Annotated in this window: 28 protein-coding genes; 18 read left to right on the top strand and 10 right to left on the bottom strand. The window is 73.5% G+C overall.

Annotation, left to right across the window (positions count from 1 at the left end; all coding sequences use genetic code 11):
- The first annotated feature begins 1 nt into the window (after window position 1).
- Window positions 2-796, top strand: coding sequence for a nucleotidyltransferase domain-containing protein (locus FH608_RS41535; protein ID WP_139636217.1), 795 nt, complete (start codon window positions 2-4; stop codon window positions 794-796).
- A gap of 96 nt (window positions 797-892) precedes the next feature.
- Here FH608_RS41535 and FH608_RS41530 read toward each other — a convergent pair whose 3' ends face one another.
- Both FH608_RS41530 and FH608_RS41525 read right to left on the bottom strand, forming a co-directional pair.
- Window positions 893-1258, bottom strand: coding sequence for a darcynin family protein (locus tag FH608_RS41530; protein ID WP_139636215.1), 366 nt, complete (start codon window positions 1256-1258; stop codon window positions 893-895).
- Between the two features lie 38 nt (window positions 1259-1296).
- Window positions 1297-2190, bottom strand: a complete 894-nt coding sequence (locus tag FH608_RS41525) for an NAD(P)H-binding protein (protein WP_139636213.1) — start codon at window positions 2188-2190, stop codon at window positions 1297-1299.
- A gap of 114 nt (window positions 2191-2304) precedes the next feature.
- Between FH608_RS41525 and FH608_RS41520 the strand changes: the two genes are divergently transcribed.
- The 4 genes from FH608_RS41520 to FH608_RS41505 all read left to right on the top strand — a co-directional run bounded on the left by FH608_RS41520 (window position 2305) and on the right by FH608_RS41505 (window position 5550).
- Window positions 2305-3243 carry a LysR family transcriptional regulator gene (locus FH608_RS41520; protein ID WP_226900368.1) on the top strand — a complete coding sequence of 313 codons (939 nt, stop codon included), beginning with the start codon at window positions 2305-2307 and terminating at the stop codon, window positions 3241-3243.
- Between the two features lie 120 nt (window positions 3244-3363).
- Window positions 3364-3867 (top strand): SRPBCC family protein, encoded by a 504-nt coding sequence (locus tag FH608_RS41515; RefSeq protein ID WP_139636211.1) that lies wholly within the window; start codon window positions 3364-3366, stop codon window positions 3865-3867.
- Window positions 3868-3925: 58 nt separating this feature from the next.
- Window positions 3926-4255: a YciI family protein gene (locus FH608_RS41510; RefSeq protein WP_139636209.1), complete on the top strand. Its 330-nt coding sequence runs from the start codon at window positions 3926-3928 to the stop codon at window positions 4253-4255.
- Window positions 4252-5550: an RNA polymerase sigma factor gene (locus FH608_RS41505; RefSeq protein WP_139636207.1), complete on the top strand. Its 1299-nt coding sequence runs from the start codon at window positions 4252-4254 to the stop codon at window positions 5548-5550. The genes FH608_RS41510 and FH608_RS41505 overlap by 4 nt, the downstream gene beginning before the upstream one ends.
- Window positions 5551-5627: 77 nt before the next feature.
- Here the strand turns inward: FH608_RS41505 and FH608_RS41500 are convergent, their stop codons facing one another.
- The gene (locus FH608_RS41500) at window positions 5628-6596 is read right to left on the bottom strand and encodes an ArsR/SmtB family transcription factor (RefSeq protein ID WP_139636205.1); all 969 of its coding nucleotides are present in this window, start codon (window positions 6594-6596) and stop codon (window positions 5628-5630) included.
- 58 nt (window positions 6597-6654) lie between these two features.
- Between FH608_RS41500 and FH608_RS41495 the strand changes: the two genes are divergently transcribed.
- Window positions 6655-7833 carry an MFS transporter gene (locus FH608_RS41495; RefSeq protein WP_139636203.1) on the top strand — a complete coding sequence of 393 codons (1179 nt, stop codon included), beginning with the start codon at window positions 6655-6657 and terminating at the stop codon, window positions 7831-7833.
- 40 nt (window positions 7834-7873) lie between these two features.
- The gene (locus FH608_RS41490) at window positions 7874-8815 is read left to right on the top strand and encodes a DUF2332 domain-containing protein (protein WP_139636201.1); all 942 of its coding nucleotides are present in this window, start codon (window positions 7874-7876) and stop codon (window positions 8813-8815) included.
- 21 nt (window positions 8816-8836) lie between these two features.
- On the opposite strand, the gene FH608_RS41485 is transcribed toward FH608_RS41490, so the two are convergent.
- Complete coding sequence (locus tag FH608_RS41485; protein WP_193318925.1) at window positions 8837-9739, bottom strand: TIGR03619 family F420-dependent LLM class oxidoreductase; 903 nt, start codon at window positions 9737-9739, stop codon at window positions 8837-8839.
- Between the two features lie 92 nt (window positions 9740-9831).
- Between FH608_RS41485 and FH608_RS41480 the strand changes: the two genes are divergently transcribed.
- From FH608_RS41480 to FH608_RS41470, 3 genes are all read left to right on the top strand, one after another.
- The gene (locus FH608_RS41480) at window positions 9832-10014 is read left to right on the top strand and encodes a hypothetical protein (protein WP_139636197.1); all 183 of its coding nucleotides are present in this window, start codon (window positions 9832-9834) and stop codon (window positions 10012-10014) included.
- 366 nt (window positions 10015-10380) lie between these two features.
- Window positions 10381-10908 carry a nucleotidyltransferase domain-containing protein gene (locus FH608_RS41475; protein WP_193318924.1) on the top strand — a complete coding sequence of 176 codons (528 nt, stop codon included), beginning with the start codon at window positions 10381-10383 and terminating at the stop codon, window positions 10906-10908.
- A 71-nt stretch (window positions 10909-10979) separates the two neighbouring features.
- The gene (locus FH608_RS41470; RefSeq protein ID WP_139636193.1) at window positions 10980-12191 is read left to right on the top strand and encodes an alpha/beta hydrolase family protein; all 1212 of its coding nucleotides are present in this window, start codon (window positions 10980-10982) and stop codon (window positions 12189-12191) included.
- A 63-nt stretch (window positions 12192-12254) separates the two neighbouring features.
- Here the strand turns inward: FH608_RS41470 and FH608_RS41465 are convergent, their stop codons facing one another.
- Both FH608_RS41465 and FH608_RS41460 read right to left on the bottom strand, forming a co-directional pair.
- Window positions 12255-13118, bottom strand: a complete 864-nt coding sequence (locus FH608_RS41465; RefSeq protein WP_226900367.1) for an aldo/keto reductase — start codon at window positions 13116-13118, stop codon at window positions 12255-12257.
- A gap of 25 nt (window positions 13119-13143) precedes the next feature.
- Window positions 13144-14169: a hypothetical protein gene (locus FH608_RS41460; protein WP_139636191.1), complete on the bottom strand. Its 1026-nt coding sequence runs from the start codon at window positions 14167-14169 to the stop codon at window positions 13144-13146.
- Between the two features lie 107 nt (window positions 14170-14276).
- On the opposite strand from FH608_RS41460, the gene FH608_RS41455 reads away from it, so the two are divergent.
- Window positions 14277-14930: a TetR/AcrR family transcriptional regulator gene (locus tag FH608_RS41455; protein ID WP_139636189.1), complete on the top strand. Its 654-nt coding sequence runs from the start codon at window positions 14277-14279 to the stop codon at window positions 14928-14930.
- A gap of 135 nt (window positions 14931-15065) precedes the next feature.
- Here FH608_RS41455 and FH608_RS41450 read toward each other — a convergent pair whose 3' ends face one another.
- A complete protein-coding gene (locus FH608_RS41450; protein ID WP_139636187.1) occupies window positions 15066-18350 on the bottom strand; it encodes a BTAD domain-containing putative transcriptional regulator in 3285 nt (1094 codons plus the stop codon).
- 106 nt (window positions 18351-18456) lie between these two features.
- Between FH608_RS41450 and FH608_RS41445 the strand changes: the two genes are divergently transcribed.
- From FH608_RS41445 to FH608_RS41435, 3 genes are all read left to right on the top strand, one after another.
- Window positions 18457-18888, top strand: a complete 432-nt coding sequence (locus FH608_RS41445; protein WP_139636186.1) for a hemerythrin domain-containing protein — start codon at window positions 18457-18459, stop codon at window positions 18886-18888.
- A 53-nt stretch (window positions 18889-18941) separates the two neighbouring features.
- Complete coding sequence (locus FH608_RS41440; protein WP_139636184.1) at window positions 18942-19352, top strand: DUF4267 domain-containing protein; 411 nt, start codon at window positions 18942-18944, stop codon at window positions 19350-19352.
- 83 nt (window positions 19353-19435) lie between these two features.
- Entirely contained in the window at window positions 19436-20746 is a 1311-nt protein-coding gene (locus tag FH608_RS41435) for an FAD-binding oxidoreductase (protein ID WP_139636182.1), read from the top strand.
- 64 nt (window positions 20747-20810) lie between these two features.
- Here FH608_RS41435 and FH608_RS41430 read toward each other — a convergent pair whose 3' ends face one another.
- Window positions 20811-21197, bottom strand: a complete 387-nt coding sequence (locus FH608_RS41430; RefSeq protein WP_139636180.1) for a hypothetical protein — start codon at window positions 21195-21197, stop codon at window positions 20811-20813.
- Window positions 21198-21756: 559 nt separating this feature from the next.
- Between FH608_RS41430 and FH608_RS41425 the strand changes: the two genes are divergently transcribed.
- On the top strand, window positions 21757-22095 hold the full coding sequence (locus tag FH608_RS41425) for a hypothetical protein (RefSeq protein WP_139636178.1): 339 nt from the start codon (window positions 21757-21759) through the stop codon (window positions 22093-22095).
- A gap of 42 nt (window positions 22096-22137) precedes the next feature.
- On the opposite strand, the gene FH608_RS41420 is transcribed toward FH608_RS41425, so the two are convergent.
- Entirely contained in the window at window positions 22138-23124 is a 987-nt protein-coding gene (locus tag FH608_RS41420; protein ID WP_264372947.1) for an Lrp/AsnC family transcriptional regulator, read from the bottom strand.
- A 108-nt stretch (window positions 23125-23232) separates the two neighbouring features.
- On the opposite strand from FH608_RS41420, the gene FH608_RS41415 reads away from it, so the two are divergent.
- Together FH608_RS41415 and FH608_RS41410 are read left to right on the top strand one after the other, a co-directional pair.
- Complete coding sequence (locus FH608_RS41415; RefSeq protein ID WP_139636174.1) at window positions 23233-24096, top strand: NAD(P)H-binding protein; 864 nt, start codon at window positions 23233-23235, stop codon at window positions 24094-24096.
- Window positions 24093-25157: an FAD-dependent oxidoreductase gene (locus tag FH608_RS41410; RefSeq protein WP_226900366.1), complete on the top strand. Its 1065-nt coding sequence runs from the start codon at window positions 24093-24095 to the stop codon at window positions 25155-25157. Before FH608_RS41415 ends, FH608_RS41410 begins: the two co-directional genes overlap by 4 nt.
- 3 nt (window positions 25158-25160) lie before the next feature.
- Here the strand turns inward: FH608_RS41410 and FH608_RS41405 are convergent, their stop codons facing one another.
- Window positions 25161-25571: a DUF6010 family protein gene (locus FH608_RS41405; RefSeq protein WP_139636173.1), complete on the bottom strand. Its 411-nt coding sequence runs from the start codon at window positions 25569-25571 to the stop codon at window positions 25161-25163.
- 181 nt (window positions 25572-25752) lie between these two features.
- Between FH608_RS41405 and FH608_RS41400 the strand changes: the two genes are divergently transcribed.
- Entirely contained in the window at window positions 25753-26703 is a 951-nt protein-coding gene (locus tag FH608_RS41400) for a GlxA family transcriptional regulator (RefSeq protein WP_139636171.1), read from the top strand.
- The last annotated feature ends 60 nt before the right edge of the window (window positions 26704-26763 follow it).

The following is a 26763-nucleotide window of genomic DNA, read 5'->3' as shown; positions in this document are numbered from 1 at the left end:
GATGGACGTCCCCTCGTTGCACAGCCGGTTCCTCAGCGACGTGCTTCCTCGGATCCGGCAGGATGCGCGCGTGGCCGGCGTGGCGATCACCGGGTCCGTCGTGGGAGGCCACCCCGATGTCTACTCCGACATTGACCTGATCGTGGTCATCGAAGACGAGGCGTACGACGCGGTCATGCGGGAGCGGCTCGAGCTGATCGGCTCCTGGGCCTCGCTGGTGGCCGGATTCACCGGAGAACATGTCGGCGAGCCTCGCCTGATCATCACGCTCGTCGGGCCGCCTCTCCTGCACGTCGACTTCAAGTTCGTCCGGGCCTCCGACTTCGCCGAGCGGACGGAGGATCCGGAGATCCTGTGGGATCGGGACGGCCTTCTGGCCGGCGCTTTTGCCCAGCAGCCGCCGGTCACTCCGGCGTTCGACCTCCAGTGGATCGAGGACCGATTCTGGATCTGGGTGCACTACGGCGCCACGAAGCTCGGCCGCGGGGAGCTGTTCGAGACCATCAGCTTCCTCACCTACCTGCGCGAGACCGTGCTCGGCCCCCTGGCCGCCCTCCGGGTGGGTGCGATCCCCCGCGGCGTACGCCACCTGGAGACCATCGCGCCGGAAGAGGCGCGCGACCTCCAGGCGACGCTGTGCGGCTACGACCGGCACGAAGCCGGACGGGCGCTCCTCGCCACCGTCGATCTCTACCGCCGATGGTCCGATGCCGGCGGAGCGGCCCTTGAACGGCGCCACCACGCCGAGAAGCTCGCCATGCGGTACCTCCACGACGTCATCGACCAAGGCCGCTGACTGAAGCGGGCTGACGTGCGCCCTTGACCTGCGAGGACCCGCGTCCACCGAGCGCATCCGAGCGGAGAGTCACGTTGCCTGATACGGAGCAGCGTGTCAGGTGCTGATGGTGGCAACGGGGGCGACGTCGTAGTTGCGGGCATAGCCGTTCTCGGTACCGACGAGGATGTCGACGACCTCGAAGTAGCGGTCCCAGAACGGGGTTTCGCGAAGCGCGTCGATGAGGAGCTGGTAGGCGTGGTGATCGTCGGCTTCCCAGACCCAGACGTCGGTGACGCGTGCGGAGTAGAACTCGGTGTCGTAGAAGCGTGATCGGACGCCGGTGGTCCTGGCCTCGATCGTGGGGACGATCTGGGTGGTGAAGGCGTCGATCCGCTCCGGGACGGTCAGTGCGAGCCACTCGGGCGTGGTCTTGACGAGAATGAACGCGGTGACCGGCGGTTCGGTTTCCTTGATGGGCATGATGGGTGTCTCCCACATGGTCGTGACGGCAACGGGCTTCAGGAGAGGACGGCGGGCCTGAGGACCTGGGCGCACCAGTGCTCGAAGGTGGTGGGGCCGGTGGTGTCGGGGGTGCGGGCGACACCGGCGTCGAGGCCCTCGTTCTTGGCCCGCTTCATGTCGACGATGCCCTGGACGAACGCCTCGTCGAGGCCGTGGCCGACGAGGTCGGTGCGCAGCTCGTCGAGCGACTGGCGTTCGTAGCGGACGGGACGGCCGAGCTGCTCGGTCATGATGCGGGCGAGGTCGTCGGGAGACAGGTCCTGCGGTCCGAGGACCGGGACGCTGCCGGTGCCGGTCCACGAGCGGTCCAGCAACAGTCCGGCGGCGGCGGCCGCGATGTCGGCGACGGCGACCAGGGGCGCCTTGCGGTCGGCGTCCACGGCGTCGGTGAAGACGCCCTTGTCGCGGATCGAGGCGGCCTCCTCCAGGAGGTTCTCGAAGAAGGACGGGCAGGCCAGGGCCCGGTAGGCGACGCCGGTGCCGGCCAGGAGGTCGTCCATCGCCAATGAGGCGGTGACGAGTCCGGCGCGGCCGGCCGGCGGGGTGCCTCGGCCGAGGGCGGAAACGCCGACGACGTGACCGACCCCGTGGGCGGCGAGCGCCTTCGCGGCGGGGCGGGTGAAGCCGATCCAGGCGTCCTCCGGGGTCAGGGACGCGTCCGGGGGGACGAGCCAGAAGACGGCGTCCGCGCCCTCGAAGGCCCTGTCGACCACCGCGGCGTCGCCGTGCGACCCGGTGACCACCTCGACGCGTCCGCGTGCCGCGTCCGGCAGCCGCGCGGCGTCACGCACGATCACGCGCAGCTTCTCACCGGCGGCGGGGGCGGACTCCAGCAGCCGGGTGAGCAGGTGACGGCCGATGTTCCCGGTGGGGGCAGTGATGACGATCATGAAAAACCTCAAGGGTTCGTGTCGGATGGATGCGCCTCCATCCTGAGGAACGCCCTGGTGATGCCACAATGGGAACTTCAGCAAGGAATTATTGCTCGAAATGGAATTATGCTGGTGAACAGCCCACGCTCGGCCCTAGACGCCAACCTCGCCGTCGCGTTGGACGCGCTGCTGACCGAGCAGAGCGTCACCCGCGCCGCGGCCCGCCTGCGCACCTCCCCGGCCGCCATGAGCCGGACCCTCGCCCGGCTCCGCCGTACCCTCCAGGACCCGCTCCTGGTGCGGGCCGGACAGGCCATGGTCCCCACCCCCCGCGCCCTGGCTCTGCGCGACGAAGCCGCCGCGGTGGTACGCCGCCTCGGATCGCTGCTCAGCCCCGCCGACGGCACCGACCTCACCACCCTGCGCACCACCTTCACCCTCCAGGCCGCCGACCTGGTCGGTGCGGCGCTCGCCCCCGGGCTGCTGCGCCTGGCCGGGCAGGAGGCGCCGGGCGTCTCGTTCCGGCTCCGGGCGGAGGAGTTGGAGGCCGGTCCGGCCCTCCGCGACGGCCGGATCGACCTGGAGGTCGGATCCATCGACCACGTGGACCCGGAGACCCAGGTCGAAGAGCTGGTCACGCTCCGGATGATGGCGGCCGTCCGCCCGGGCCACCCCCTCGCCGACGACCCGCTGGACCCGGCGCGGCTCGCCGCCGCCGAACATGTCGTGGTCAGCCGGCGAGGCCGGTTCACCGGCCCGCTCGACACCGCCCTGGCCGAGCGGAACCTCTACCGGCGGGTCACCGCCGTCCTCCCCAGCCACCTGGCGGCGATGGCTCTGGCGGTCCGCAGCGACGTCGTCTGCCTCGTCCCCGCCGCGCTCCCCGGCAACCCCGAATCGCCTCTCACCCACACCGCCACCGCCCTCGGGCTGCGGCTCCTCGACATCTCCCTGCCGCTGCCGCCGCTGACCATCGGCATGGCGTGGCACCCCCGCCAGGCAGCGGACGGAGCCCACCGCTGGCTCCGCGACGCCGTCCGCCGCACGCTCCACGCGTCCGCGGCGACCTGATGTGATCGCAGGGATGTGGCCGGGGACCGGCCCGAGTCGATCAGCCACCTGGCGGCTGGGGACGCCTTCGGGAGCGGAGGCCTTCATGACCGGCGGCTCGGGCGGCGTCATCCGGCGCGGATGCGGGCAGCACCGTTCCATGGTGGATTTCTCCTTGACCTGGACAGCGCCGTGCGCGGCGAGCGGCCCCGGCACGCCGGAGCGGTCGTGAGGCCCGCGTACGCGGCGGCGGCCGTGCACGTCCCCGCGCCGCCGGAGCGGGTGTTCGCGCTGATCACCGACTGGGACCGGCACGGGGAGTGGATGATCATGACCCGGGCCCGGCAGGAGGACGAGCACACGATCGAGGCCTACACCGGGCTGTGGCCGCTCGGGTTCCTCGACACCATGACGATCACCTGCTGGCGGCCGCCGTCGCTGGTGCGGGTCGCCCACACCGGACGCCTCGTGCGCGGTGAGGGCGCCTTCCGGGTACGGGCCCAGGACGGCGGCAGCCGCGTCATCTGGGCCGAACGGCTGGAGCTGCCTCTGGGCGTGCTGGGCCAGGCCGCGTGGCCGCTCGCCCGTCCGGTGACGCTGGCCGTCCTGCGGCACTGCCTGCGCCGGCTGGCCGCGCTCGCCTGACCTCGCCCCCTCGCGGGCTCGCCGGGAACGTCGGAGCCGGTGGCTATCCTCGCATTGCATGAAGTACGTGCTGATGATCGGACTCGACGAGTCCGATGTGCCCGAGGAGATCGCCCGCGACGGGTGCGGCGGCTGGAGCGAGGAGATGACGCGGCGCGGCGTGATCAAGGGCGGGCTCGCGCTGCGTCCGGCCCGCGAGGCCACCACGGTGCGGGTGCGCGAGGGCGAGATGCTGCTGACCGACGGGCCGTTCGCCGAGACCAAGGACCAGATCGGCGGGGTGAGCGTCATCGAGTGCGCCGACATGAGCGAGGCCGTCGAGATCGCCGCCCGCCATCCCGTGGCCCGCTACGGCTCGATCGAGATCAGGCCGCTGCTGGAGCCATGACCGACCTGTCTGGAGCCGCCGACGGGCTGGAGCACGCGGCGACCGACGTACCGGGAGCCGTGGACGGGCTGGACGGGGTCTTCCGCCGCGAATGGGGGCAGATCGTCGCCACGCTCATCCGCTGGACCGGCGACTGGGACCTGGCCGAGGAGTGCGCCCAGGACGCGTTCGCCGCCGCGCTGGAACGCTGGCCACGCGAGGGCGTGCCCGAGCGGCCGGGCGCCTGGCTGACCACGGCCGCGCGCAACCGCGCCACCGACCGGCTGCGACGCGCCGCCACCGGCGCCGCCAAGCTCCGCCAGGCCGCCGCGCAACAGCCCGCGCCGGGGCCGCCACCCGTCGTGGACGACTTCCCCGACGACCGGCTGCGGCTGATGTTCACCTGCTGCCATCCGGCGCTTCCCGTGCAGGCGCAGATCGCGCTGACACTGCGGACGCTGGCGGGGCTGAGCACCGCGGAGATCGGCCGGGCGTTCCTGGTCCCCGAGCAGACCATGTCGCAGCGGCTGGTCAGGGCCAAGCGCAAGATCCGCGCGGCCGGCATCCCGTTCCAGGTGCCCGGCCCCGACCAGCTGCCCGGCCGGCTGCGCGCCGTGCTCGGGGTGCTGTATCTGCTGTTCAACGAGGGCTACGACGCCGCTCCCGGCGAGGGCCGGGGAACGGTGCTGCGCGGCGAGGCCGTCCGGCTGGCCCGGCTGCTGGCCGCCCTGCTGCCGTCGGAGCCCGAGACGGGCGGGCTGCTGGCGTTGATGCTGCTGCACGAAGCCCGCCACGCCACCAGGACCGGCGCCGACGGCGCGCTGGTGCCCCTGGAGGAGCAGGAGCGCGCACGCTGGGACCACGCCGCCGTCGAGGAGGGCGTGCGGGTGCTGGAGGAGGCGCTCGCGCGCGGCGCGGCCGGCCCGTACCAGGTGCAGGCCGCCATCGCCGCCTGCCACGCCACCGCCGCCGGGCCGCGCGAGACCGACTGGCCGCAGATCGCCGTCCTGTACGGGCGGCTGGCGCGGCTGCTGCCCTCCCCCGTGGTGGAGCTCAACCGGGCGGTGGCCATCGCCATGGCGGGCCGGCTGGCGGCGGGGCTGGAGCTGGTCGACCGGCTGGCCGGGCAGCGGTCGCTGGAGGGCTACCACCTGCTGCCCGCCACCCGCGCCGACCTGCTGCGCCGCCTGGGGCGCCACGAGCAGGCCGCCGAGTCCTACCGGCAGGCCCTGGCCCTGGCCGGCGCCGAGCCCGAGCGCCGCTACCTGCTGCGCCGCCTGGCCGAGGTCACCGCCTCAGCGCCCGAGCCGACCTGACCATCTGAGCCAATCCGGGCGCCCGAGCCGACGTGAGCACCCAGGGCCGGCCTGAGCACCCCGGCCGAGCGGGCGCATCAGGTGTCGTGCTGGCCCTCGACCAGCGACTTCCCGAGCTCCGTGCGCACGTACAGCACCGTCCGCCCCAGGCGCTGGCGCCGCACCAGGCGCGCGTCCAGCAGGACCTTCAGGTGGCGGCCCACCGAGCCCAGCCCCTGGCCGGTCAGCGCCACGAGCTGGGTCGTGCTCTTCGGGCTGGCCAGCAGCAGCAGAACCCCCGCCCGCGCCCGCCCCAGCAGGCGAGCCAGGGCGTCGGGCACCGGCGGCCGGCCCGCGTCGGCCAGCGGCCCCCAGCACGGGTAGACCACGGCGTAGCGGTGCGGCAGCTGCCAGCTCACCCACCCGCACGTCGGCGTCACCGGCACGAACCGCAGCCGGGCGCCCGAGATGTCCCTGGGCGGGCGGTCGTTGGTGTTGATCTGCAGCCGGCCCTCCCCCAGCCAGCGCACCATCCCGGGCCGCAGCTCCTCCAGTGCCGCCGACCAGCCGCCCTGGCTCAGCCGCTCCGACCTGGCGACGATGTCGGCCTCGATGACCCGGCGCCGGCGCGGCCAGGACGGCGAGATCGTCTCCCGCCACACCCACTCCAGCAGGCCGGCGGCACGTTCGGCCAGGTCGGGGCGCTCCAGCGCGGCGGGCGGCGGCCCGCCCAGCGACACCGCCAGATCGGCGTGGACGGTCTCGGCGGGCGTCGCGCGGACGCGTTCCAGCTCGTCCGCGAAGTGGGCCGGCCCGTCGGGGGCGGGGACGAGGAAGTCGGCGATCCAGTGGTGCCCGAGCGCGGCGTGCAGCAGCAGCGCGTCGATCGGGTCGGCCGCCAGCCGGCGCCGGTAGGCGGGCAGGTGGGCATCGAGCCAGGCGCGCTCGCCGGGATGCGCCGCCGTGCCCTGGGCCAGGGTCAGCAGGCCCGCCGTGGTCTCGGTGAGCGGGGAGACGACGAACCGGCTGCCCGCCAGCGTGTCCGCGTCGACCTGCCACCAGCCCATGTTTCGCCTCCGGGCGAAACCTTAACAGCCGCGGCGGCGGGGCCGGTGGGATGCACGCATGCGTACGTATGGGCAGCTGTTTCGCGCGCCGGAGTTCACGCCGCTGTTCGCCACCTCCGCCGTGCACTCCATGGCCTCGACGGTGAGCGGCCTGGCTCTGGGCACGCTCGTCTACGCGGCGACCGGCTCGCCGTTCCTCGCGGCCCTGGCCATGTTCGGCTCCTCCTTCGCCCAGGTGATCGGCGCGACGGCGCTGATGTCGGCGGCCGACCGGCTGCCGCCGCGCGCCGCGCTGACCGCGCTGGCCGCCGCCTTCGCCACCGGCACCGCCGTCATGGCGGTGCCCGGCCTGCCGGTGTGGGCGGTCTTCGCCGTGCTGTTCGGCCTCGGGCTGGTCGCCTCGCTGGGCGGCGGCGTACGGTACGGGCTGCTGAACGAGATCCTCCCGCAGCGCGGTTACCTGCTCGGCCGGTCCGTGCTCAACATGTCGGTCGGCATCACGCAGATCTGCGGGTTCGCCGCCGGCGGGCTGCTGCTGAACGCCCTGTCACCGCGCGGCACCCTGCTGGTGGCGGCGGGCCTGGACCTGGCCGCCGCGCTCATCGCCTGCCTCGGGCTGGCGCGGCGGCCCGCCCGCGCCGTGGGGCGGCCGTCGGTCACCGCCACCTGGCGCAACAACGTACGGCTGTGGGCGTCGCCGCCGCGCCGCTACGTCTACCTGGCCCTGTGGGTGCCCAACGGGCTGATCGTCGGCTGCGAGGCGCTGTTCGTGCCGTACGCGCCGGGGCACGCGGGCCTGCTGTTCGCCCTGGCGGCCGGCGGCATGCTGGCCGGGGACGTGCTCGTCGGACGGTTCGTGCCCGGCCGGTGGCGCGAGCGGCTGGCCGCACCGCTGCGGCTGCTGCTGGCCGCCCCGTACCTGATCTTCATGGTGGATCCTCCGCTGCCGGTCGCGGCGGCGGCGATCACGCTGGCCTCGGCCGGGTACGCGGCCAGCCTGCTGCTGCAGGAGCGGCTGGTCGCCCTCACTCCGGCCGACGTGCGGGGGCAGGCCCTCGGGCTGCACTCCTCCGGCATGATGACCATGCAGGGCATCGGCGCCGCGCTGGGCGGCGCGCTCGCGCAGGCGACCTCCCCCGCCTGGTCCATGACCGCGATGGCGGCCGCCTCGGTGCTGGTGACCGTGTCCCTGGCGCCCGGGCTGCGCCCCCGTGCGGGTGAGGCCGTGCTGCGCTGACCGCTCGCGCCCGCCCCTCCGCGCGGGTAGAGGGTGGAATGTGACGATCGCCAAGAGATACGCCGAATGGGCCGTGCAGGAGGCCCGCGGCGTCTCGCCCATCTACGAGCGCCTGGCCCGCGCCGTGTCGCGACAGCGCGACGTGCTCGACCTGCTCGCCCGCCTGCCCGAGGCCAAGCAGCAGCCGAACCTGCTGTTCGGCGTCGTACGGCTGCTCGGCGGGCCGGTCGAGGACCCGGCCGCCTTCCACGCGTTCACCATGGCCAACTGGCCGGGCATCGAGGCGGAGATCCGCACGCGGGGCACCCAGACCAACGAGCCCGGCCGGTGCGCCGTCCTGCTGCCGGTGCTGGCCGCGCTGCCGCAGCCGCTGGCGCTGCTGGAGGTCGGCGCCTCCGCCGGGCTGTGCCTCTACCCCGACCGCTACGCCTACCGCTACGGCGACCACACGCTCGGCACCGGCGAGCCCGTCCTGGAGTGCGCGGCACACGCCATGACGCCGCCGGACCGGCTGCCGCGGGTGGTGTGGCGGGCCGGGCTGGACCTGAACCCGCTCGACGTGACCGACCCCGCCGACGCCGCGTGGCTGCAGGCCCTCATCTGGCCGGAACACGCCCACCGCCGCGCCCGGCTGCGGGCCGCGGCGGCCGTCGCCGCGGCCGACCCGCCGCTGCTGGTACGGGCCGACCTGGTCGACGGGCTGCCGGCGCTGGCCGCGCAGGCCCCGCCAGGCGCGACACTGGTCGTCTTCCACAGCTCGGTGCTGTATCAGGTGCCGTCGCCACGGCGGGCCGCGTTCGCCCAGGTCGTGGCCTCGCTGCCCGGGCACTGGCTCGCGAACGAGGCCGCGGAGTTCCTGCCCGTCGACGCCCCGCTGCCCGCCGCGCCGCCCGGCGAGGCGCTGCACAACGTGCTGGCCCTCGACGGCAGGCCGCTGGCCTGGACCCGCTCGCACGGGCAGGAGATCATCTGGTTCGCCTAGACGCCGGCGCCGGTGGCGTCCTCAGCGGGTCAGCAGCGGCGCGATGGAGGCCACGCACTCCTCCGGCGCGCCGGGCATCGCCCAGAAGACGTGCTCGACGCCCAGGGGGTCCAGCCGGTCCAGATCCGCCGCGACCTGCTCGGCGGAGCCGGTCAGCGGCGTCCGCTCGTCCAGCGGCTTCGCGCTGACCGCCCCGTTGACCTGCACCACGACCGGGCCGGCCGGCAGGCCGGCGGTCCGCGCCGCCTCCCGGTAGGCCGCGATCATGCCGGCCAGCTGGTCCCAGTCGAAGACCACCAGGCTCACACCGGCGCCCAACCGGGCCGCCCGCTCCAGCGCGGCCGGTGAGGCCGCGCCGACCAGCAGGGCAGGGCCGTCCTCGCGCACCGGCTTGGGGCCGATCTCGCACTCGGGGATCCGGTGGAAGCGCCCCTCGAACCGCACCGGGTCGGGCCCCCACACCGCGCGCATCGCCCGCAGGTGCTCCTCGAAGCCGGCGCCGCGCCGCTTCATCGACACTCCGGCGGCCTCGAACTCCTGCGACATCCAGCCCTGCCCGACCCCGGCCAGCAGCCGGCCGCCGCTGAGGCGATCCAGCGTGGCGATCCGGCGGGCCAACACCACCGGGTTGTGGAACAGCGCGTCCACCACGCTGGTGCCCAGCTGGATCCGTTCGGTGCGGGCGGCGACGTGCCCGAGCACCTCCAGCGGGTCGTAGACGGTGGCGAACGCCGCCGGGGGATCCATCACCGGCCCGCCCTCGCCGCCCATCGCGATCGGCACGGTCGGCCGCAGCAGCCGCTCGTACGTCCAGACCGAGCCGAGCCCGGCCCGTTCCGCCTCCTGCGCCACCTGGACGATCGCCTCCGGCGTGGCGTGCTCTCCACCGGTGGGGAGCATGACTCCCAGCCGTACACCGCTCATGTCGCTGTCCTCCGTTTCGCGCGACCCCGTGCCGGGCCATCTGCCGCACATACAGACCGGGCGGGCGGCCCGAACTCATCGGTGATTTCCCCGTGGCGCGATATCCGCGTCGCGAGGGCCACGTCGTGGCCGTCGTGGCGGGCGTGAAGCCCGCCGTCACGCCATCCCCCTCCACCGCCGGGCGGGAGCACGCCTGCGACGCCGGAGGGTCGCAGGCCTTGGAGGTGGCGGTGTGCGTCATCTCCTACCTCGCCGCCGCGGCCGCCGGCGGGTGATCGGCAAACCGCGCCGACGCCGGTCTCTGCTTCTTCTACCGGAGCCTGCGCCGGCGGTGGCGTGCCAGAACCGGGGAGACGATCACCGACAGCGGCCAGGAGGACGCGCGCCGGAGCCCGTAGAGTTACTCGACGTCACCGCGACCTTGGTCCATCAGGTCTAGCGGGAGACGGCTGGATTCACCCGGCAGGGGAATCGCTTCCCTGATGGTTTTCGTGTTCGAAACGGGCAGGGCATGTCCGTCGCCTGCCTCAAGCGAGGGAAGCGAGAAGCCGCTCCCCTCTGGGAGCGGAGGAGTCACGACCGTCCTGATTCACCCCGCGTCCCTGGACGAGCTGCCCCAGCGACACGGCACACTGGTGGGCGTGAGCCGACCCCGGATGAGGCAGGGCGACGTCCTGGAGTTCCTGGCGCTGATGGAACGCACGGGCGTGCGCGTGTGGGTGGACGGAGGCTGGGCCGTGGACGCCTGCCTCGGCTCCCAGACGCGCGCGCATGCCGACCTGGACATCGCGGTGCAGGAGCACGACGTGCCGGCGGCCACGGCCGCGCTGCGCGGGCGCGGATACCGGCCGGTGCCCCGCCCCGACACCAGCGCGTGGAACTTCGTCCTCGGCGACGACGGCGGCCGTCAGATCGACTTCCACGTCATCGTCTTCGACGAGAACGGCGACGGCGTCCTCGGCCCGCCCGAGAACGGTCACCGGTATCCGGCGGGGTCCCTGACCGGTGCCGGCCGGATCGGCGAGCGGCAGGTGAACTGCGTCACCCCCGAGTGGCTGGTGCGCTTCCACACGGGCTACGCCGTCGACGCCGACGACTGGGCCGATGTGTCGGCGCTGTGCGAGCGGTTCGCCATCCCCGTACCCGAGGACTACCAGCGCTTCCGTTGACGAAAGTAAGGGCCCGCACCCGCCGAACGGCGGTGCCGGGCGGCGGGGGCGCCTTCCTAGGCTCTGGCCCCATGACCAGATCCCGCCGCACCACCGCGGCCGTCCTCCTCACCCTGACCCTCCCCCTGGGAGCCGCCACGACGATCACGGCCCCGCCGTCCGCGGCCGCTGACCGGACGGCGGCTGACCGGACAGCGGCTGACCAGACGGTGGCGATCCCCCGCCCCACCGGGCGCCACGCGGTCGGGCGCGACGTCCTGCACCTGGTCGACGAGAAGCGCCGCGACCCCTGGGTGCCCGCGGCCGGCGCGCGCGAGCTCATGGTGTCGATGTACTACCCGGCGCGCGGCGGCGGCGACGCCGTCCCCTACATGACCGTCGAGGAGGCCGCTCTCCTGCTCAAGGGGTTGAAGCTCGACACCGCGTACACGGCGGCGCAGCTGTCCGGCGTGCGGGTGAACGCGCGTTCCGGCGCCCGCCCCGCCGCCGGCAGGCATCCGCTGGTGCTCCTGTCGCCGGGCTTCACCCTCAACCGCGCCACCTTGACGACGCTGGCCGAGGAGCTCGCTTCCAAGGGGTACGTCGTGGCGCTCGTCGACCACGCCTACGAGTCCTTCGGCGCCGCCTTCCCCGGCGGGCGCACCCTGACCTGCGTCGCCTGCCGGACGATCGAGAGCGCGCCCACCGACGCGGCCGGACGCGAACTGCTGGCCAAGACCGCCCGGGGGCGGGCGGCCGACCTGTCCTTCGTGATCGGGGAGCTGACCCGCACCGGCGGGCACCGGCCGAGCTGGAAGCGCTGGAAGATGATCGACCCGCGCCGCATCGGCGCCGCCGGCCACTCCCTGGGCGGCAACGCCGCCGCCACCGTCATGGCCGCCGACCGGCGCGTCCGCGCCGGCGCGAACCTGGACGGCACGTTCTTCGCCCCGATCCCGGCCTCCGGCCTCGGCAGGCGGCCCCTGCTCATGATCGGCACCAAAGCCGGGCATTCCCCCGGCTCGGCCGACCAGACCTGGCGTCAGGCCTGGCAGCGGCTGGACGGCTGGAAGCGCTGGCTGACCGTGGCCGACTCCGGGCACTTCACCTTCATCGACCTGCCGGTGCTGGGCGGCCAGCTCGGCATGACCGACCCGTCGGCCCCGCTGCCGGGGAAGCGATCGGGCGAGATCACCCGGGCGTACGTCGGCGCGTTCTTCGACCGGCACCTGCGCGGCGAGCGCGAGCCGCTGCTGGACGGCCCGTCGGCCGCGAACCCGGAGGTCGCCTTCCAGAATCCGTAGCCGTCCCGCTCAACCGGCCTGACCGCCGCCCTGCCCCGCTCAGCCGGCCAGGTCGCCGCCCCGTCAGGCGAGGGCGGCCAGGTCGCCGTCCGTCAGGCGCAGGGCGGCGGCCGCGACGTTCTCCTCCAGGTGGTCGAGCGAGCTGGTGCCGGGGATGGGCAGCGTCACCGGCGAGGTGGCCAGGAGCCAGGCCAGGGCGATCTGCGCGGTGCTCGCCCCGTGGCGGGCGGCGACGCCGGCAAGCCGGGGCGTCTCGATGCTGTGCCTGCCGCCGCCGAGCGGGAAGTACGGGACGAAGGCGATGCCGGCCCGCTCGCACAGCGCCGGCACGCCACGCTCTCCGGAGCCGTCGCCGCCGAGGTGGAGGCGGTTCTGGACCGCCGCGACCGGGGCGACGGCCCGCGCCTCGGCCAGCTGGGCGGCATCGACGTTGCTGACCCCCAGGTGCCGGATCAGCCCCTCGCGGCGCAGCTCGGCCAGCGCCGCGAACCGCTCGCCCAGCGACTCGCCCGGAGTGCCGCTCACCCGCAGGTACACCAGGTCGAGGTGGTCCTGGCCGAGGCGGCGCAGATCCTCCTCGACCAGGCCGCGCAGCTGCCCGGCGCCGGCCTCGCCGGTCGGCAGGAAGCCGCCCTCCAGGATCGGGCCGACCTTGGTGGCGATCACCAGATCGTCCGGGTACGGCGACAGCGCCCGCCTGATCAGCTCGTGCGAGCGCAGGTCGCCGTTTCCGTAGAAGCCGGCGGTGTCGATGTGGTTCACGCCGAGCTCCACGGCGCGGCGCAGCACCGCGACGGCCGCATCGGGGTCGCGTACGGAGCCGCCGAGTGCCAGCCGCATCGCGCCGAAGCCGAGCCGGTTGACCCGGCGGTCACCGCCGAGCAGGAAGGCGCCGCCGGCCGCGGCCGGGGTGGTGGTGTTCATCATTCGCATCCAGTGTCGAAGGGGCGGATCAGCGGCCGTAGTGGCCGGCCAGCGCGCCGAAGGCGGCCTTGGGCTCCCACGGCAGGCCGGGGTAGGTGGCGCCGTGCCCGTCGGGGAGCACCTTGACGATGCCGTAACTGGCCAGGTCGAGGTCGTCGCGTCCGTCGCCGCCGGGGCGGTACGGGAAGTCGTGCAGGGCGAAGGTGAAGACGAACGCCGCCTCGACGCCGGCCTCGTCGAAGATCTCCAGCAGTTCCCGCACGTACGCCGCCTGGCCGGCCTCGTCGCGTACGTATACGCCGTCCAGGCGCAGCGGCAGGCCGGTGTCGGCGGCGTACTCGACGATCTCCAGGCCGCGCGCGCCCCGCTCGCCCGCGCCGCGGAAGGTGGCCGCGCCGAACTCCAGGACGGCGACCGGCTTTCCCTGCTCGACGAGCGCGCGGACGCCCTGGCCGAACCGGTCGGCGACCTCGGCCGAGCGGTACAGGTCCATGCCCACGATGTCGAACGGCTCCCAGTCGACGCGTTCGAAATGGATGGCGGCGTAGGTGACCTTGCCGGCGAAACGCTCGCGTACCACGGCCACGGCCCTGCCGAGGAAGTCGTTGACCCGGGCGCTGATCTGCCCGGCCAGCTCCCGCAGGCGCTCGCGCTGGTTCAGCAGCACCTCCAGCCGGTCGGACTCGGTCTCGCCGGGCACGAACCCCTTGTTCTTCACGCTCAGCTCGGCGCCGGCGACGAACACGACCTCGGCTCCCCGCCGCCGCAGGCGCTCGGCCCGCTCGGCGCAGTCGGCGAACAGCGCCAGCATCTCCTCGGCGGTCGCGTTCAGCGGGTAGGGCGAGAACCAGACCTCCAGCCCCAGGTCGGCGGCGTAGGTGGCGGCCAGCTCCAGCCGCTCGGGATCTCCGCCCATGACGCGGACCGCCGTGCAGTGCAGGTCGTCACGGATGATGGCCAGCTCGCGCCTGACCACGTCGGGATCGAAGTGCTTGCGGGAGGTGCCCCCCGGGTGGACGAAGCCGGTGTCGTAGCTGATGCCCTTGGCTCGCATGGGTGTCCGCGCTCTCTTTCCTGTCAGGGACGGGTTCCCGACGCTACAGACAAAAGTTGCGTACACGCAAGTTTGCGTATGCGCACGTTTGATGGAAGGGTGGGACCGTGACGACACGGCAGGCGGGGCTGCGCGAGCGCAAGAAGCAGGCGACCCGAGTGGCGCTGCGCGAGGCGGCGCTGCGGCTGGCCCTGGAGCGCGGGCCCGACGACGTACGCGTCGACGACATCGCCGAGGCCGCCGGGGTCTCGCCGCGCACCTACAACAACTACTTCTCCAGCCGCGAGCAGGCGATCGTCGCCGCCGTCACCGCCGAACGCGAGGCCCGCGTCGCGGCGGCCGTGACCGCCCGCCCGGCCGGGACGGGCCTGGCCGAGGCGGTCATCGACGCGATCGTGGAGCACTACACCGACCCGGGCGAGCACGGGCGCGACGCGCTGCTGATGATCACCACCCGCCCCGCCCTGCGCGAGGCGTTCATCGGCGCCACCACCGCGATCGAGCGCCCCCTGGCCGAGGCGATCCACGAGCGGCTCGGCGAGACCGGCCGGCACACCGCCCGGGTGCTCGCCGCGAGCGTGGCCGCCGCGGTCCGCGTCGCGCTCGAAGACTGGGTACGGCCCGGCTCCGCGTCCGGCGGGCTCGTCGTCGTGTCCGGCTCGCTGCCCGACCTCCTGCGCGGCGCCCTCGCACCACTCGCCCCCGCACTGGACGCGGCCGACCAGCGACACACCCGGCCAGACCGCTCCCCGGCCTCCTGAGCCGGACGGGCGCGCCACCGACGGGCAAGGGCGCGGCTGACCAGGGCCCCTTCGCTGGAACAGTCTTGCGGAACAGCCCCCGGCCCCCGGGGGGCAGCGCAGAGGTGTTCGCCGATCACCGGCCGGGCGGGCTGGTCAGAGGTGTGCGCGGGCCAGGGCGGACCACTGGGGAGCGTTCCAGCGGTCGGCGACGGCGGCGGCCCGGGCGAAGTGGGCGGCGGCCTCGTCGTCGCGGCCCAGCAGCAACGCCAGCTCGCCGAGCGTGTGGGCGACCGGGCGCACGGCCAGCGACAGGCTGGCGGCGCCGGCCGGAGGACCGTCGCGGTGAGGGAGCAGGGCCGCGTAGCACTCCTCAGCGGCGCCGGTGTCGTTCAGTGCGATGGCGGCCATGGCGCGCAGGGTGGTCAGGAAGGTGAAGAAGAAGTCGGGCCGGATCGGGCTCGGTGACGTGCGGGCCCGGCGTGCCTCGTCGCCGCGGCCGGCGGCGTGGAGGGCGAGGGCGAGCAGGTCGGCGGCCATCGGGCCGAGCTCCTCGTGGAGAGCGCGCACGTCGTCCACGTGGTCGCCGAGCGTCCCGACGTTCAGCCAGATCGCCGCCAGCGCGAGGCCGGCGAAGCCGGTGTGCACCGATCCAGCGCGTTCCATGCGTTCGGCGGCCTTGGCGTAGAGGCGCTCGGCGTCGGCGAACCGGCCCTCGACGAGCACCAGGGTCGCCAGCGCGATCTCGGCGACGCCGATCGCCTCCGGCATCCGGTAGGCGCGGGCGAGGTCGAGCGCCTCCCTGGTCACGCGGCGCATCGTCGCCGGGTCGTTGGCCGCAGCGGCGTTCGCGGCCTGGTTGAGCAGCCCGGTCACGCGGTAGACGGGCAGGTCGTGCTCGACTCCGATCTCCACCAGCTCGCGGGAGTGCTCGTCCCGCCCTGAGGCGCGCGCCAGCGCCTGGAGCGCCGCGGCCCGGAGGCGGGGATCGATGGCGAGGTCGAGGGCTTCCCGCGCCGCCGCCATGACCGTCGGATCGTCCTCGCCCACCAGCTCGTTGGCGTACGCGATGAGGAGGCGGGACCGCGCTTCGGGGGTGAGACCGGTCCGCCTGAGCAGGCGGCTGAGGCGGCCGACGATGGGACGGTCGACCGTGCCGTACGTGCGGGCCTGCCAGGAGGTGGGCTCGGTCCAGGCGGTGAACGCGGCGATCATCAGGTCATCGCGGCCGATCGACTCGGCGTACTCCACGGCCTGCTCGCGCGTGTCCCTGGCCGCAGCGACGGCCCCGGCCCTGATCTGCGCCCGGAGCAGCCTGCCGAGCAGGGCGACGCGCTCGTCCGGTTCGCTGGAGTTGGCGACCGCGTCGGTGAGGAGGGCGGCCGCCACGTCGTGGGCGTAACGCGCCTCGGCCAGCTCGGCGGCTCGCACGCAATAGCCGACGGCCTTCGGCGACCCCGCTCGCGCATAGTGGTGGGCGAGCGCCGTGACGTCGCCGGTGCCCTCCAGGGCGGCGGCGATCCTGGCGTGCATCCTCGCGGCCCGCAACCGGCTGACGTCGGCGACCAGCGTGTCCCTGACCAGCGCGTGTACGAACCGGACGCGCCCCGGCCCTGGCTCGTCGAGCAACCCGGTGATGACGCCCGCGTCCAGGGCGTCCAGCACGACGTCGCCGTCGGCGTCGGCGGCCCGCATGAGCACGTCCACCGAGCTTTCCCTGCCGGCCACCGCCGCCAGCCGCAGGACGGACACGCCGCTCTCGGGGAGTCTTGCCAGCCGCCGCCGCAACACGTCCCGTACGCCCTCGGGGACCTCGGAGAGCGCGACCAGCGCGCCCTCGCCGTTCAGCAGCCGCGCGCTCTCCCGCACGTAGAACGGGTTACCGCCGGTGCGCTCGGCGATCCCGGCCACGGTCGCGTCGTCGGCCTCGCTCTCGGCCCGTACGAGCTGGGCCACCGCCGCGCCGTCGAGCCCGGGCAGCGCCATCCGGAGCGGCGTGGCGCGGGCGAGCGCACCCAGCGTCTCGGTGAGGTGCTCGCTCTCGTCCGGGCGGTACGCCGCGACGACCAGGATCGGGGCCCGCACGCCGACGCCGCCGCCGAGCAGTTCCAGCGTGGTCGTGTCCGCCCAGTGCAGGTCGTCCAGCACGACGGCGACCGGCCGTTCCGTGGCGGCCGCCGCGAGCCGGCCCCACAGGGCCCGGCGCAGCCGGAACCGACCGGCGGCGGCGTCGCTGTCCACCGGCGTGGAATCGGAGAGCAGCGGCGCCAGGTCTTCCGCGAACTTCCCCAGAGGAACGGCCGCGGCGACGGCCCGCAACGCCTCGACCCACGCCCACGCGGGTGGCGCGCCGTCGACCTCCGGACAACGCCCGGCGGCGACGAGCCAGCCGTCGCGCTCCAGCCGCGCGCCGAGGTGCTCCAAGAGCGTCGACTTGCCCAGCCCCGCTTCCCCGGTGACAAGAGCGACGCGCACCCCGTCGGCGGCAGCCTCCTTGGCGGCCGCGACCAGCGCGGCAAGTTCGCCCTCCCGTCCCACGAACGAGGCGGCGCGATGCGGGGCCGCGTTGTGCCAGGTCACGGGGTGCGGGGACGCGTCGTGCAGGCGCGGATCGCGCCAGGGCGTGGCGTGTGAGGACGCGGTGGCCGAGGGCGCGGTGGCTGACGGTGGGGGGACGGCTGTGCGGAGGATGTCGATGCGCTGGGCGAGGATCGATTCTTCCAGGGCCACCAGGTCGGGGCCGGGGTCGAGTCCGAGTTCGTCGGCGAAGACGGCGCGGGCGCGGCGGAGCGTCGCCAGGGCGTCGGCCTGGCGGGCGCTGCTCCACAGCGCCAGGGCGTGCAGGCGCCAGCCCTCTTCGCGGAGCGGTTCGTCGCGGGTGAGGCGCTCGGCCTCGGGGACCACCGAGGCGGAATCGCCCGTCCGCAGGCCCGCCGCGACGTGGAGCTCGCGGGCGACCAGGCGCAGCTCGTTCAGGCGGGCGGTCTCGGCGGCGGCCCACGGCTCGTCGGCGACCTCGGCGAACGCGGGTCCCTGCCAGAGGCCCAGCGCCTCGGCCAGCCGGGCGCGGGCAGCCCGAGGCTCGGTGAGCGTGCGGGCCTCGTCGAGCAGGTCCTCGAAACGCCACGCGTCCACCGACCCCGGCGGCAGCCGCAGTGCGTAGCCAGGGGACGCGCTCACCAGGAGGCGGGCCGGGGTTCGGGGCGGGCGGCCGGGCTCCAGCAGCCGGCGCAGGTTGGAGACGTACGCCTGCAGGGAGGCCAGCGCACGGGACGGCGGTTCGCCGCGCCACAGGTCCTCGATCATCCGGTCGACCGGCACGACCTGTCCGCGCGCCGCGACCAGGAGGGCCAGGACGCCGCGCTGCCGCGGCCCGCCCAGGGGAACGGGCTCGCCGCTGACCTCGGCGCCGAAAGAGCCCAGAACCCGGATCAAGACCATGACGTGGAACATCGTACGCGCGCGGGTGTTCCAAATCGGTTCCAAGTGCCTTCCAAACGCCCGGGAGCAGCCTGAACACGTCGAACCGATGAAGGGCAGGAACGAAATGAGCGTCGACACCCAGGACATGGAGATCGTCCACCGCGCCTTCCGCCGCGAGTCGCGGCTGCTGATAGAGCTCGTCGCGGCGGTCGCCCCGGGTGACACCGCTCGCGCCAAGGTGATCGCCGACCACTTCCGCGACTACCGGCTGGGACTGAAGAACCACCACGAGGGCGAGGACGAGCTGCTCTGGCCGCCGCTGCTGTCGCGGGTCGATCTGGAGGCCGACATCGTGCTGCGCATGGAGGCCCAGCACGAGCACGTCGCGGCCACGCTGGCCAGGCTGGACGCGGCGGTCCCGGCGTGGGAGGCCGCCGCCGGCGCGGACGAGCGCGCCACGCTCCTGTCCGCCCTTCCCGCTCCGGTACGGGGCATCTGGCACATCGTCGGCCGCCCGCGCTACGCCCGCCACATCAGCCGCGTACGCGCCGCCTGACCAGGCCCCACACGAGCTCACCGAGCCGCCGGAAACGCGCAAGGAGAAGAACAATGTCGCTGAAGAAGATCAACACTGTCCTGACCGCCGCCTTCATCCTCTTCATTCTCTGGTTCGGGACGGAGTACATCCTGAGCCCGGAGACGGTGGCGCCGGGCTTCGGCCTGCCGGGCTGGCCGTCGGGCGACGGCGACGGGTTCCTGATCATCAAGGGAGTCCGCGACGTCGTCCTGGCCCTGGTCCTGGGCGTCCTGCTGGTGACGGGCCACCGCCGGGCACTGGGCTGGGTGCTGCTGGTGGAGGCCCTCGCCGCGTACGGCGACATGACCACGGTGCTGGCTCACCACGGCTCCGTGGCCACCGCGTTCGGCGTCCACTGCCTGACCGCGACGCTGATGGTGGTCAACGGCCTGCTGATGATGCGCGAGACCCGCAAGGTCGCGCCCGCCCCGCAGCCCGCCTGATCCCATCGGCCCAGGGTGGCCCGGAGCCCCCTGCACCACAGTGTTCCTTCGCATTTCTGAGAACTCGAATTAAGGAGAAGACGATGACCATCAATGATCTGCGCGGTGTCCTCAAGGGGCGCGTGCTCCTGCCCGAGGACGACGGTTTCGAACAGGCGGCCACCGCCTGGAATCTGACGATCAAGCAGCCGGTGGCGGCCGTGGCGGAGGCCGCGGACGCCGATGACGTGGCGGCGCTCGTACGTTATGCGCGGCGGGCGGGCATGACGGTGGCCGCGCAGCCGAGCGGGCATGGCGCCTCGGGTGATGTGGAAGGCCTGATCCTGCTGCGTACCGGCCTGCTGAACGACATTGAGGTACGCGCGGAGGAGCGCGTGGTCCGAGTGGGCGCGGGCACCACATGGGGGCAGGTGCTGGCGGCGGCCGGTCCGCTGGGCCTGACCGGCCTGTCCGGCAGCGCGCCGGGGGTCAGCGTGACCGGCTACACCCTGGGCGGCGGCGTCGGCTGGTTCAGCCGCAAGCACGGCTTCGCCTCCGACAGCGTGCGGGCCATCGACATCGTGGACGCCGACGGCGAGCCGGGCCGGGTGAGCGCCGAGTCCGATCCGGAGCTGTTCTGGGCGCTGCGCGGCGGCGGCGGGGACTTCGCGGTGGTGACCGCCCTCGAACTCGAACTGTATCCCGCGCCGGCCCTGTACGGCGGACGCGTGATCTGGCCGGAGCACCGCACCAGCGAGGTGTACGACGCGTTCCTGGAGATCGCCGCCGAGGCGCCGCGTGAACTGAGTGTCTGGATCAACCGGCTCCAGCCCCCCGGCGCGCCGCCGATGGTCACCCTGGACCTGGCCTACCTCGGTGAGAAGGCTCAAGCGGAGGACCTGCTGACGCGCATCGACAAGATCGGAGGCGCGATCTCCGACACCCGTGGCGTCGTCCCGGTGGCCGACCTGGGAGGCATCACCGCCGAACCCACCGATCCTGCCCCCTCCATCGCTCGTGCGGAACTGCTCACCGGCCTGGACACGGACGCGGTGGAACTCCTGCTGGCCAAGCCGGTCGACCCACTCATCAACGTGCAGATCAGACACCTCGGCGGGGCACTCACCGAGGCCGGCGACGGGGCCGGCGCGAGCGGCGCGGTGACGGAGCCGTACCTGCTCGGCCTGCTGGGCCTCGGCCTGCCACACGCAGCCGACGCGACACGCGCCAGGCAGGCCGAGGTCATAGCCGACCTGGAGACCTACATCAGCGGCCGCAAGCCGTACACCATGCTGTCCCCCGGCGAAACGGCGGCGACATCCTTCTCCAGGAGCACGCTCGCACGGCTGCGGGAGATCAAGCGGGCCCGCGACCCGCACAACGTCTTCCGCGCGAACTACCCGGTGCTCGGATAGACCGGCTCCAGCAGGTCACGGCCCCTCCGCCCACCAAGGCGGCGGGGCCGCACCGAACCCCGCGTTACCGGCCATCTGCCGCCGTGAGCACCGTGAAAGGCTCACCCCCACAGCAAGAACTCACACAATGCTGGGCACGATTTCCATTGAATGTCTGTGGCAATCCGGTGAGACGGAACACAGTTGCCGTGCAGAGGTCGAGTACGCTGTCGTCGCGCGCAAGAGCCTCCGGCAATTCGTTCGACAAGAACCCCCGACCAACAGCAGAGCGGCTCGACAGTTCTACCGAAACGCCGATGTCGGACGGGAGGGGAAGTTGCAGGGGGACTTCCCGCCTGGCGAATCCCCCCGCCTCTCCCAGGACGATGACACCCTGCTGCTCTTCCGGGCGGATCGGCAGGCTGGACAGAAGAATCAGCCATCGCCACCGAAACCGCTTGACGTCACTCATCGTCCTTCGCTCAGCATTTTGTAGCCCGTCTTACCCTTTTTCTCCGCGTGGAGTTCATATACGTTCTCGCAAACGCCGAAGGGTTGTGCGAGGTAGTAGACGAGGAACGTCGGCCAGAATTCATGTGCCGGCCGCGCCGATCACCGTTGCGCATGAGCGCCGGCCGGTCTGCTTCGCCGGCCTGATGGACCGGATCGCCGCGCCCGCTGGCACCATGTCGCCGTCGGCGCGGGCGAATCCACTGGGAGCATTCCTGCACGGGCGGGCGTGGACGTGATCGACGGGTGCCGACAGGGGCGGTGGCGCTGTTCGACCAGGCGGTGGGCAGACCGCGGGGCCATCGGGTCCTGCGGCCGGGGTAGGCGTCATGGCCAAGCAGGTCGCAGCGGTTCCGCAGGTCGCAGAGGGATTAACGGCCACAGCGAAGATCATCGCCACTCTTGATACATAACACGTAAGCATCTAGGGTGCTGATCGTTTACCCAGTGAACGCCGGTGGTCACGTGCATTCTTGATCGATGTGAGGAGCGAGTCTGATGCTTCCACGGGGGAATTCTTCGTGATCGACTCGATCGTGAAGAACCCCGACCTCGCCCTGCAGCTGCGGAACAACATGATCGAGGCCACCAAGGACGGCGGCGTGGTCCTCTTCGGCCTGGTCATCAACAAACCCGGCGACGACAGCGGCGGCGGGCAGAGCTACACGGCCGGCGAGGGCACCAAGTTCCCCAACCTCGCCTACGCCAGAGAGTCGCTCGAGCGCTTCCTCGCTGACCACCCCCGAGTCGAGCGGTGGGAGATCATCGAATCGCGTGACGATGCGCAAGGCGCGGAACAGTTCTCCGCGGGTGAGGAAGGGCTCGCGGTCGCGGTGGTGAAGCTCAAGGACGCACCGTGACGGCGGGCGCCGTGCTGGGCCGTCGCCGCCGCATGGACCGGGTCAGGCGGTGCTCGAGGTCAGCAGGGCGCCCGCGCGCTTGACCGTACGCATCACCGGCGCCGTCTCCAGTTCGCGCACGCCGTCCAGCGGCGCCACCCGCTCGGTCAGGTACCGGTACAGGTCACCGGTGTCGCGGCAGGTCACCCCGGCCATGAGGTTGGTCGGGCCGGTGGTGGCCGCCACCACGTCCGCCTCGGGGTGCAGGGCCAGCGCGGCGCCGACCGAGGCCAACGCCGACGGCTCGACCTTCATCCACAGCCACGCCTCGGCGTGGTAGCCCAGCGCCTGCGCCGGAATCTCGACGTCGAACCTGAGCGCGCCAGTGGATCGCAGCTGATCCAGGCGGCGCCGCACGGTCGTGTGCGACCACCCGCTGGCCGCCGCCAGCTCGCCGTACCCGGCCCGCCCGTCCTTGGCCAGCACCCGCAGCAGCGCGTGATCCTGCCCGCCCAGCGAGATGTCCGTCTCCTGCGGCGCGGGCGGCCGCAGCCGCTCGGCCTGCTCCTGCGACAGCACCGCCACCCGGCTGCGCCACCCGGCGAACATGTGCAGGGTGGCGTGCGCGGACATCGCCACGATGCGCGGCGTGCGCGGCAGCTTCTTCAGCAGCAGCTCCTCGCCGTCCCGCCCGGCGAAGTCCCGCCCGCCGCCGGCCTGGCCGCCGAAGTCCTGGCCCCCGCCGGCCAGGAGGCCGCAGGCGATCTCGGTGCCGCCCGACAGCAGCCGGACCCAGACGGTGTCGTCGCGGCGGGCCAGCGCCTCGGCCACCGGGCCGGCCGCGTCCGGCGTGCACACCAGCCGAACCGACCACGAGGTGTGCCCGAAGCGCAGGCCGTCGAGCAGCCCGACCACCCGCACGATCCCGTTCGAGCGCAGCCTGCGGTAGCGGCGGGCGATCGTGTGCTCCGACGTGCCGAGCACGTCGGCGATCGCGCGGAAGGAGGCGCGGCCGTCGAGCTGGAGCGCGTGCACGAGAGCGCGATCCACCGCATCCAGGTCGCTCGTTATCGCCATAATTCACTATTTCATGCCACTTATCGCTACTTGGAGGGCTGTGGCCTGCGCGGCCTGCCGGGCGGGCGCGAAGGTGGGCGCATGAGCACCTATCTGGTCTTCGGCGCCACCGGAAACGTCGGCAGAAGGGTGGCCGAGCGGCTGGCCCGCCACGGTGCCGCCGTACGGGCGACGAGCCGTACCCCTGACAGCGCGAAACTGCCGCCCGGCGTCGAGGTGATCACCCCGGACCTGGCGGCGCCCGGCGCGCTCGACGGCGTCGAGGCGGCGTTCCTGATGTGGCCCTTCCACTCCGCGCGACCGGCCGGCCCCATCGTGGCCGCGCTCCAGCGCACGGTGCGCCGAGTCGTCTTCATGACCGGCGGCGACGCCCGCCCCGGCCTGGCACCCGACGAGCAGCCCACCCCGCCGGCCCGCTGGCACGCCACCGTCGAACGCCTCATCGAGCTGTCCGGCATGGAGTGGACGGTGCTGAGCCCCAGCACCTTCATGGCCAACACCCTGTGGTGGAGCGAGCAGATCAGGGCCGGCGACACCGTGGGCGGGGCGTTCGGATCGGTGGCGATGACGCCGATCCACGAGGACGACATCGCGGCCGCGGCCGTGCACGCGCTGACCGAACCCGGGCACGCCGGCCGCCGCCACACCCTCACCGGGCCCGAGACGCTCACCCAGGCCGAGCAGGTACGGGTGATCGGCGAGGCCATCGGCCGCCCGCTGCGCTGGCAGGAGCTCACGCCCGCCGACGAGCGCGCCCGGCTGCTGGCCGACCCCGATTTCCCTGCCGGTTTCGTCGAGGACCTGCTCGCCGGCTACGCCGCCATGGCGGCGGCCCCGCCACCCGTCCCCACCCACACGGTGCATGACATCACCGGGGCGCCCGCCACACCCCTGTCGGTCTGGGCCGCCGAGCACGCCGCCGACTTCGGCGCGGTGCCGCGATGAGGGTGATCGTCGTCGGGGCCGGGCTCGGCGGGCTGGCCCTGGCCAACGGGCTGCGCCGGGCCGGGATCGACGTGGCCGTCCACGAGAGCGACCCCTCGCCGCGGATCCGGCGCCAGGGGTATCGCCTGCACCTGAGTGAGACCGGCATAGGCGCGCTGGCGGAGGTGATGGCGGCCGGGCGGCGGGCGGCGTTCCTGGCCACCGCGCACACGCCGCGCGCCCGTTTCGTCCGTCTCGATCCTGGCCTGCAGGTGCTGGAGGTCCTGGAGGCCGGTGGGCGGCACCTGTCGGTCGACCGGCAGACGCTTCGTGACGCGCTGCTGGCCGACGTGGCCGAGACGGTCACGTACGGCAGGCGGCTGACCGGCTACGAGGCCGCCGCCGGCGGTGTGACGGCGCGGTTCGCCGACGGCTCCACCGCGACCGGCGACCTGCTGGTGGGTGCCGACGGCGTCAACTCCGCGGTGCGCCGCCAGTACCTGCCGCACGCCCGCGTCATCGGCACCGGCCTCATCCAGCTCTACGGCAAGATCCCCGCCGCGCTCGCGGCGGACCTGGACAACGTTTTCACCGCGATCACCGGCCCCGCCCATCGCGTGGTCGGCGTCGCGCCCACCCGCGGCTACGCCACCTGCTCTTTCAGCGCCCCCGCCGGCGACCTCCCGCCCGGCCTGGGCGAGATGACCCAGGAGCGGCTCAGGGCGGTCGTCGGGAAGATGACGTACGGCTGGCATCCCCGCGTCCATGACATGATCGACGACTGGCGGGAGATCTTCCCGCTGGCCCTGCGCACGAGCGTGCCGATCCCGCCCTGGCCGACCAGCCGCGTCACGCTGCTGGGGGACGCCGCCCACGCCATGAGCCCGGCGGGCGGGGCCGGGGCCAACCTCGCCCTGCGGGACGCGGCGGCGCTCACGGCGGCGCTGGCGCACGGCGGCCCGCTCATCCCGGCGCTGCGCTCCTACGAGCAGGAGATGATCGAGGCGGGGTCCGCCGCGGTGCGCGCCTCGGCCGCCAACGGCGCCCGCGTCCTCGGCCAGGCCCCGCTCCCCGCCCGCTGACGGTCAATCGCCGGCCGGGGGCGCGGGCCTGCGGGCGCGTGTCCAGCCGAAGACCGACGGGCCGCCCGCGAAGCACCACAGTGCCAGCACCGGGTCACAGATCGCGCACCCGAAGGAGGAATGCTCGAAGAACGGCAGGATGGGGCTGCCCTTGAGGTGGTGGACGACGTCCCAGGCGGTGTGCAGCAGCCAGCCGGCGCCGATCCAGGTCCAGCTCGTCAGCCCGCGGTAGGCGACGTAGGTCATGACGACCGGCAGGACGAACTCCCCGTACCCGAGCCCGCCGCCGCTGAGGTAGGCCGCGCCCGCGCCGCCCACCAGGACGGCGTTGAGCGGCCGCCGGCGCGGCTCGGGGATCAGGGACAGCAGGCAGACGCAGATCAGGCCGATGACGACCGGCATGACGACGGACATGGAAGGTGACGATCCGTTCTGAAGGCGACTTGGTGGTGGTTCGGCGCAACGCTAGACCGGCCGAGCACGGCCGCCCCAGAGGCTGAATCGACAATGACCAACGGATTCCCGCCACCCGGCCTCACCCGCGGCGAGCACCCCCTTCGAACGCCTGACCCGGGTGCCCCCTACCGTGGTCGTCATGCACACGGTGGCGATCCTGGCGCTCGACCACGTGGTGGCGGCCGACCTGGCCACGCCGGTCGAGGCGTTCGGGCGGGTCCGGCTGGCCGACGGGCGCCGCCCGTACCGGGTGCTGGTCTGCGCCCCGAGGCCGGAGGTGGCCGGTGACGCGTTCACGATCGTCGCCCCGCACGGCCTGCCGGCGCTGCGCGAGGCCGGCACGATCGTCGTGCCGGGCTGCTCCGAGCAGGCCGGCCCGCCCGATCCACAGGTGCTGGACGCCCTGCGCGCCGCCGCGGCCGCCGGCACCCGCATCGCCTCGATCTGCGTCGGAGCCTTCACCCTGGCCGCCGCCGGGCTGCTCGACGGTCTCGACGCGACCACGCACTGGATGGCGGCCGACCGGCTGGCCCAGGCGTACCCGCGAGTACGGGTGCGGCCGGACGTCCTGTACGTCGACAACGGCCAGATCCTGACCTCGGCCGGCGCCGCCGCCGGCCTGGACCTGTGCCTGCACCTCATCCGGCGCGACCTCGGCTCGGCGGTCGCCGCCGACGCGGCCCGGCTGTCGGTGATGCCGCTGGAGCGGGAGGGCGGGCAGGCGCAGTTCATCGCGCACGCCCGGCCGCCGCTCCCCCAGGGCTCGCGGCTGGAGCCGGTGCTGACCTGGATCGAGGAGAACCTCGCCCAGCAGGTGACGCTGGCCCAGCTGGCCGCGCGCAGCGGGATGGGCGAGCGTACCTTCAGCCGCCGTTTCCGCGAGCAGCTGGGCACCACCCCGCTGCAGTGGCTGCTCCGGGCCCGGGTACGGCGGGCGCAGTTGCTGCTGGAGAGCACCGATGACGGCGTCGAGCGCATCGCCGCGCAGGCGGGTTTCGGCTCGGCCACCGCGTTCCGGGAGCGGTTCAAGCGCGTCGTGGGGGTCACGCCGCGCTCCTATCGCGCCTCCTTCCGTACCGACGCTCCGTGAGCGGCCGGGGTCCGGTTCCTCCGGCGTTCGACGGTCGCCCACGCGGGGATTAAGGACCCC

It is taken from the genome of Nonomuraea phyllanthi, assembly GCF_006334985.2.
Lineage (GTDB): Bacteria > Actinomycetota > Actinomycetes > Streptosporangiales > Streptosporangiaceae > Nonomuraea > Nonomuraea phyllanthi.
The sequence above is the reverse complement of the archived record's forward strand: the minus strand, read 5'-3'. Positions and strand labels throughout refer to the sequence as shown.

Bases quoted from the DNA above. Each gene is read 5' to 3' on its own strand.
- FH608_RS41535 (WP_139636217.1), top strand. From the start codon at position 2: ATGGACGTCCCCTCGTTGCACAGCCGGTTCCTCAGCGACGTGCTTCCT.
- FH608_RS41530 (WP_139636215.1), bottom strand. From the start codon at position 1,258: ATGCCCATCAAGGAAACCGAACCGCCGGTCACCGCGTTCATTCTCGTC.
- FH608_RS41525 (WP_139636213.1), bottom strand. From the start codon at position 2,190: ATGATCGTCATCACTGCCCCCACCGGGAACATCGGCCGTCACCTGCTC.
- FH608_RS41515 (WP_139636211.1), top strand. From the start codon at position 3,364: ATGCGGGCAGCACCGTTCCATGGTGGATTTCTCCTTGACCTGGACAGC.
- FH608_RS41510 (WP_139636209.1), top strand. From the start codon at position 3,926: ATGAAGTACGTGCTGATGATCGGACTCGACGAGTCCGATGTGCCCGAG.
- FH608_RS41505 (WP_139636207.1), top strand. From the start codon at position 4,252: ATGACCGACCTGTCTGGAGCCGCCGACGGGCTGGAGCACGCGGCGACC.
- FH608_RS41500 (WP_139636205.1), bottom strand. From the start codon at position 6,596: ATGGGCTGGTGGCAGGTCGACGCGGACACGCTGGCGGGCAGCCGGTTC.
- FH608_RS41495 (WP_139636203.1), top strand. From the start codon at position 6,655: ATGCGTACGTATGGGCAGCTGTTTCGCGCGCCGGAGTTCACGCCGCTG.
- FH608_RS41485 (WP_193318925.1), bottom strand. From the start codon at position 9,739: ATGAGCGGTGTACGGCTGGGAGTCATGCTCCCCACCGGTGGAGAGCAC.
- FH608_RS41470 (WP_139636193.1), top strand. From the start codon at position 10,980: ATGACCAGATCCCGCCGCACCACCGCGGCCGTCCTCCTCACCCTGACC.
- FH608_RS41465 (WP_226900367.1), bottom strand. From the start codon at position 13,118: ATGATGAACACCACCACCCCGGCCGCGGCCGGCGGCGCCTTCCTGCTC.
- FH608_RS41460 (WP_139636191.1), bottom strand. From the start codon at position 14,169: ATGCGAGCCAAGGGCATCAGCTACGACACCGGCTTCGTCCACCCGGGG.
- FH608_RS41450 (WP_139636187.1), bottom strand. From the start codon at position 18,350: ATGGTCTTGATCCGGGTTCTGGGCTCTTTCGGCGCCGAGGTCAGCGGC.
- FH608_RS41445 (WP_139636186.1), top strand. From the start codon at position 18,457: ATGAGCGTCGACACCCAGGACATGGAGATCGTCCACCGCGCCTTCCGC.
- FH608_RS41440 (WP_139636184.1), top strand. From the start codon at position 18,942: ATGTCGCTGAAGAAGATCAACACTGTCCTGACCGCCGCCTTCATCCTC.
- FH608_RS41435 (WP_139636182.1), top strand. From the start codon at position 19,436: ATGACCATCAATGATCTGCGCGGTGTCCTCAAGGGGCGCGTGCTCCTG.
- FH608_RS41430 (WP_139636180.1), bottom strand. From the start codon at position 21,197: ATGAGTGACGTCAAGCGGTTTCGGTGGCGATGGCTGATTCTTCTGTCC.
- FH608_RS41415 (WP_139636174.1), top strand. From the start codon at position 23,233: ATGAGCACCTATCTGGTCTTCGGCGCCACCGGAAACGTCGGCAGAAGG.
- FH608_RS41410 (WP_226900366.1), top strand. From the start codon at position 24,093: ATGAGGGTGATCGTCGTCGGGGCCGGGCTCGGCGGGCTGGCCCTGGCC.
- FH608_RS41405 (WP_139636173.1), bottom strand. From the start codon at position 25,571: ATGTCCGTCGTCATGCCGGTCGTCATCGGCCTGATCTGCGTCTGCCTG.
- FH608_RS41400 (WP_139636171.1), top strand. From the start codon at position 25,753: ATGCACACGGTGGCGATCCTGGCGCTCGACCACGTGGTGGCGGCCGAC.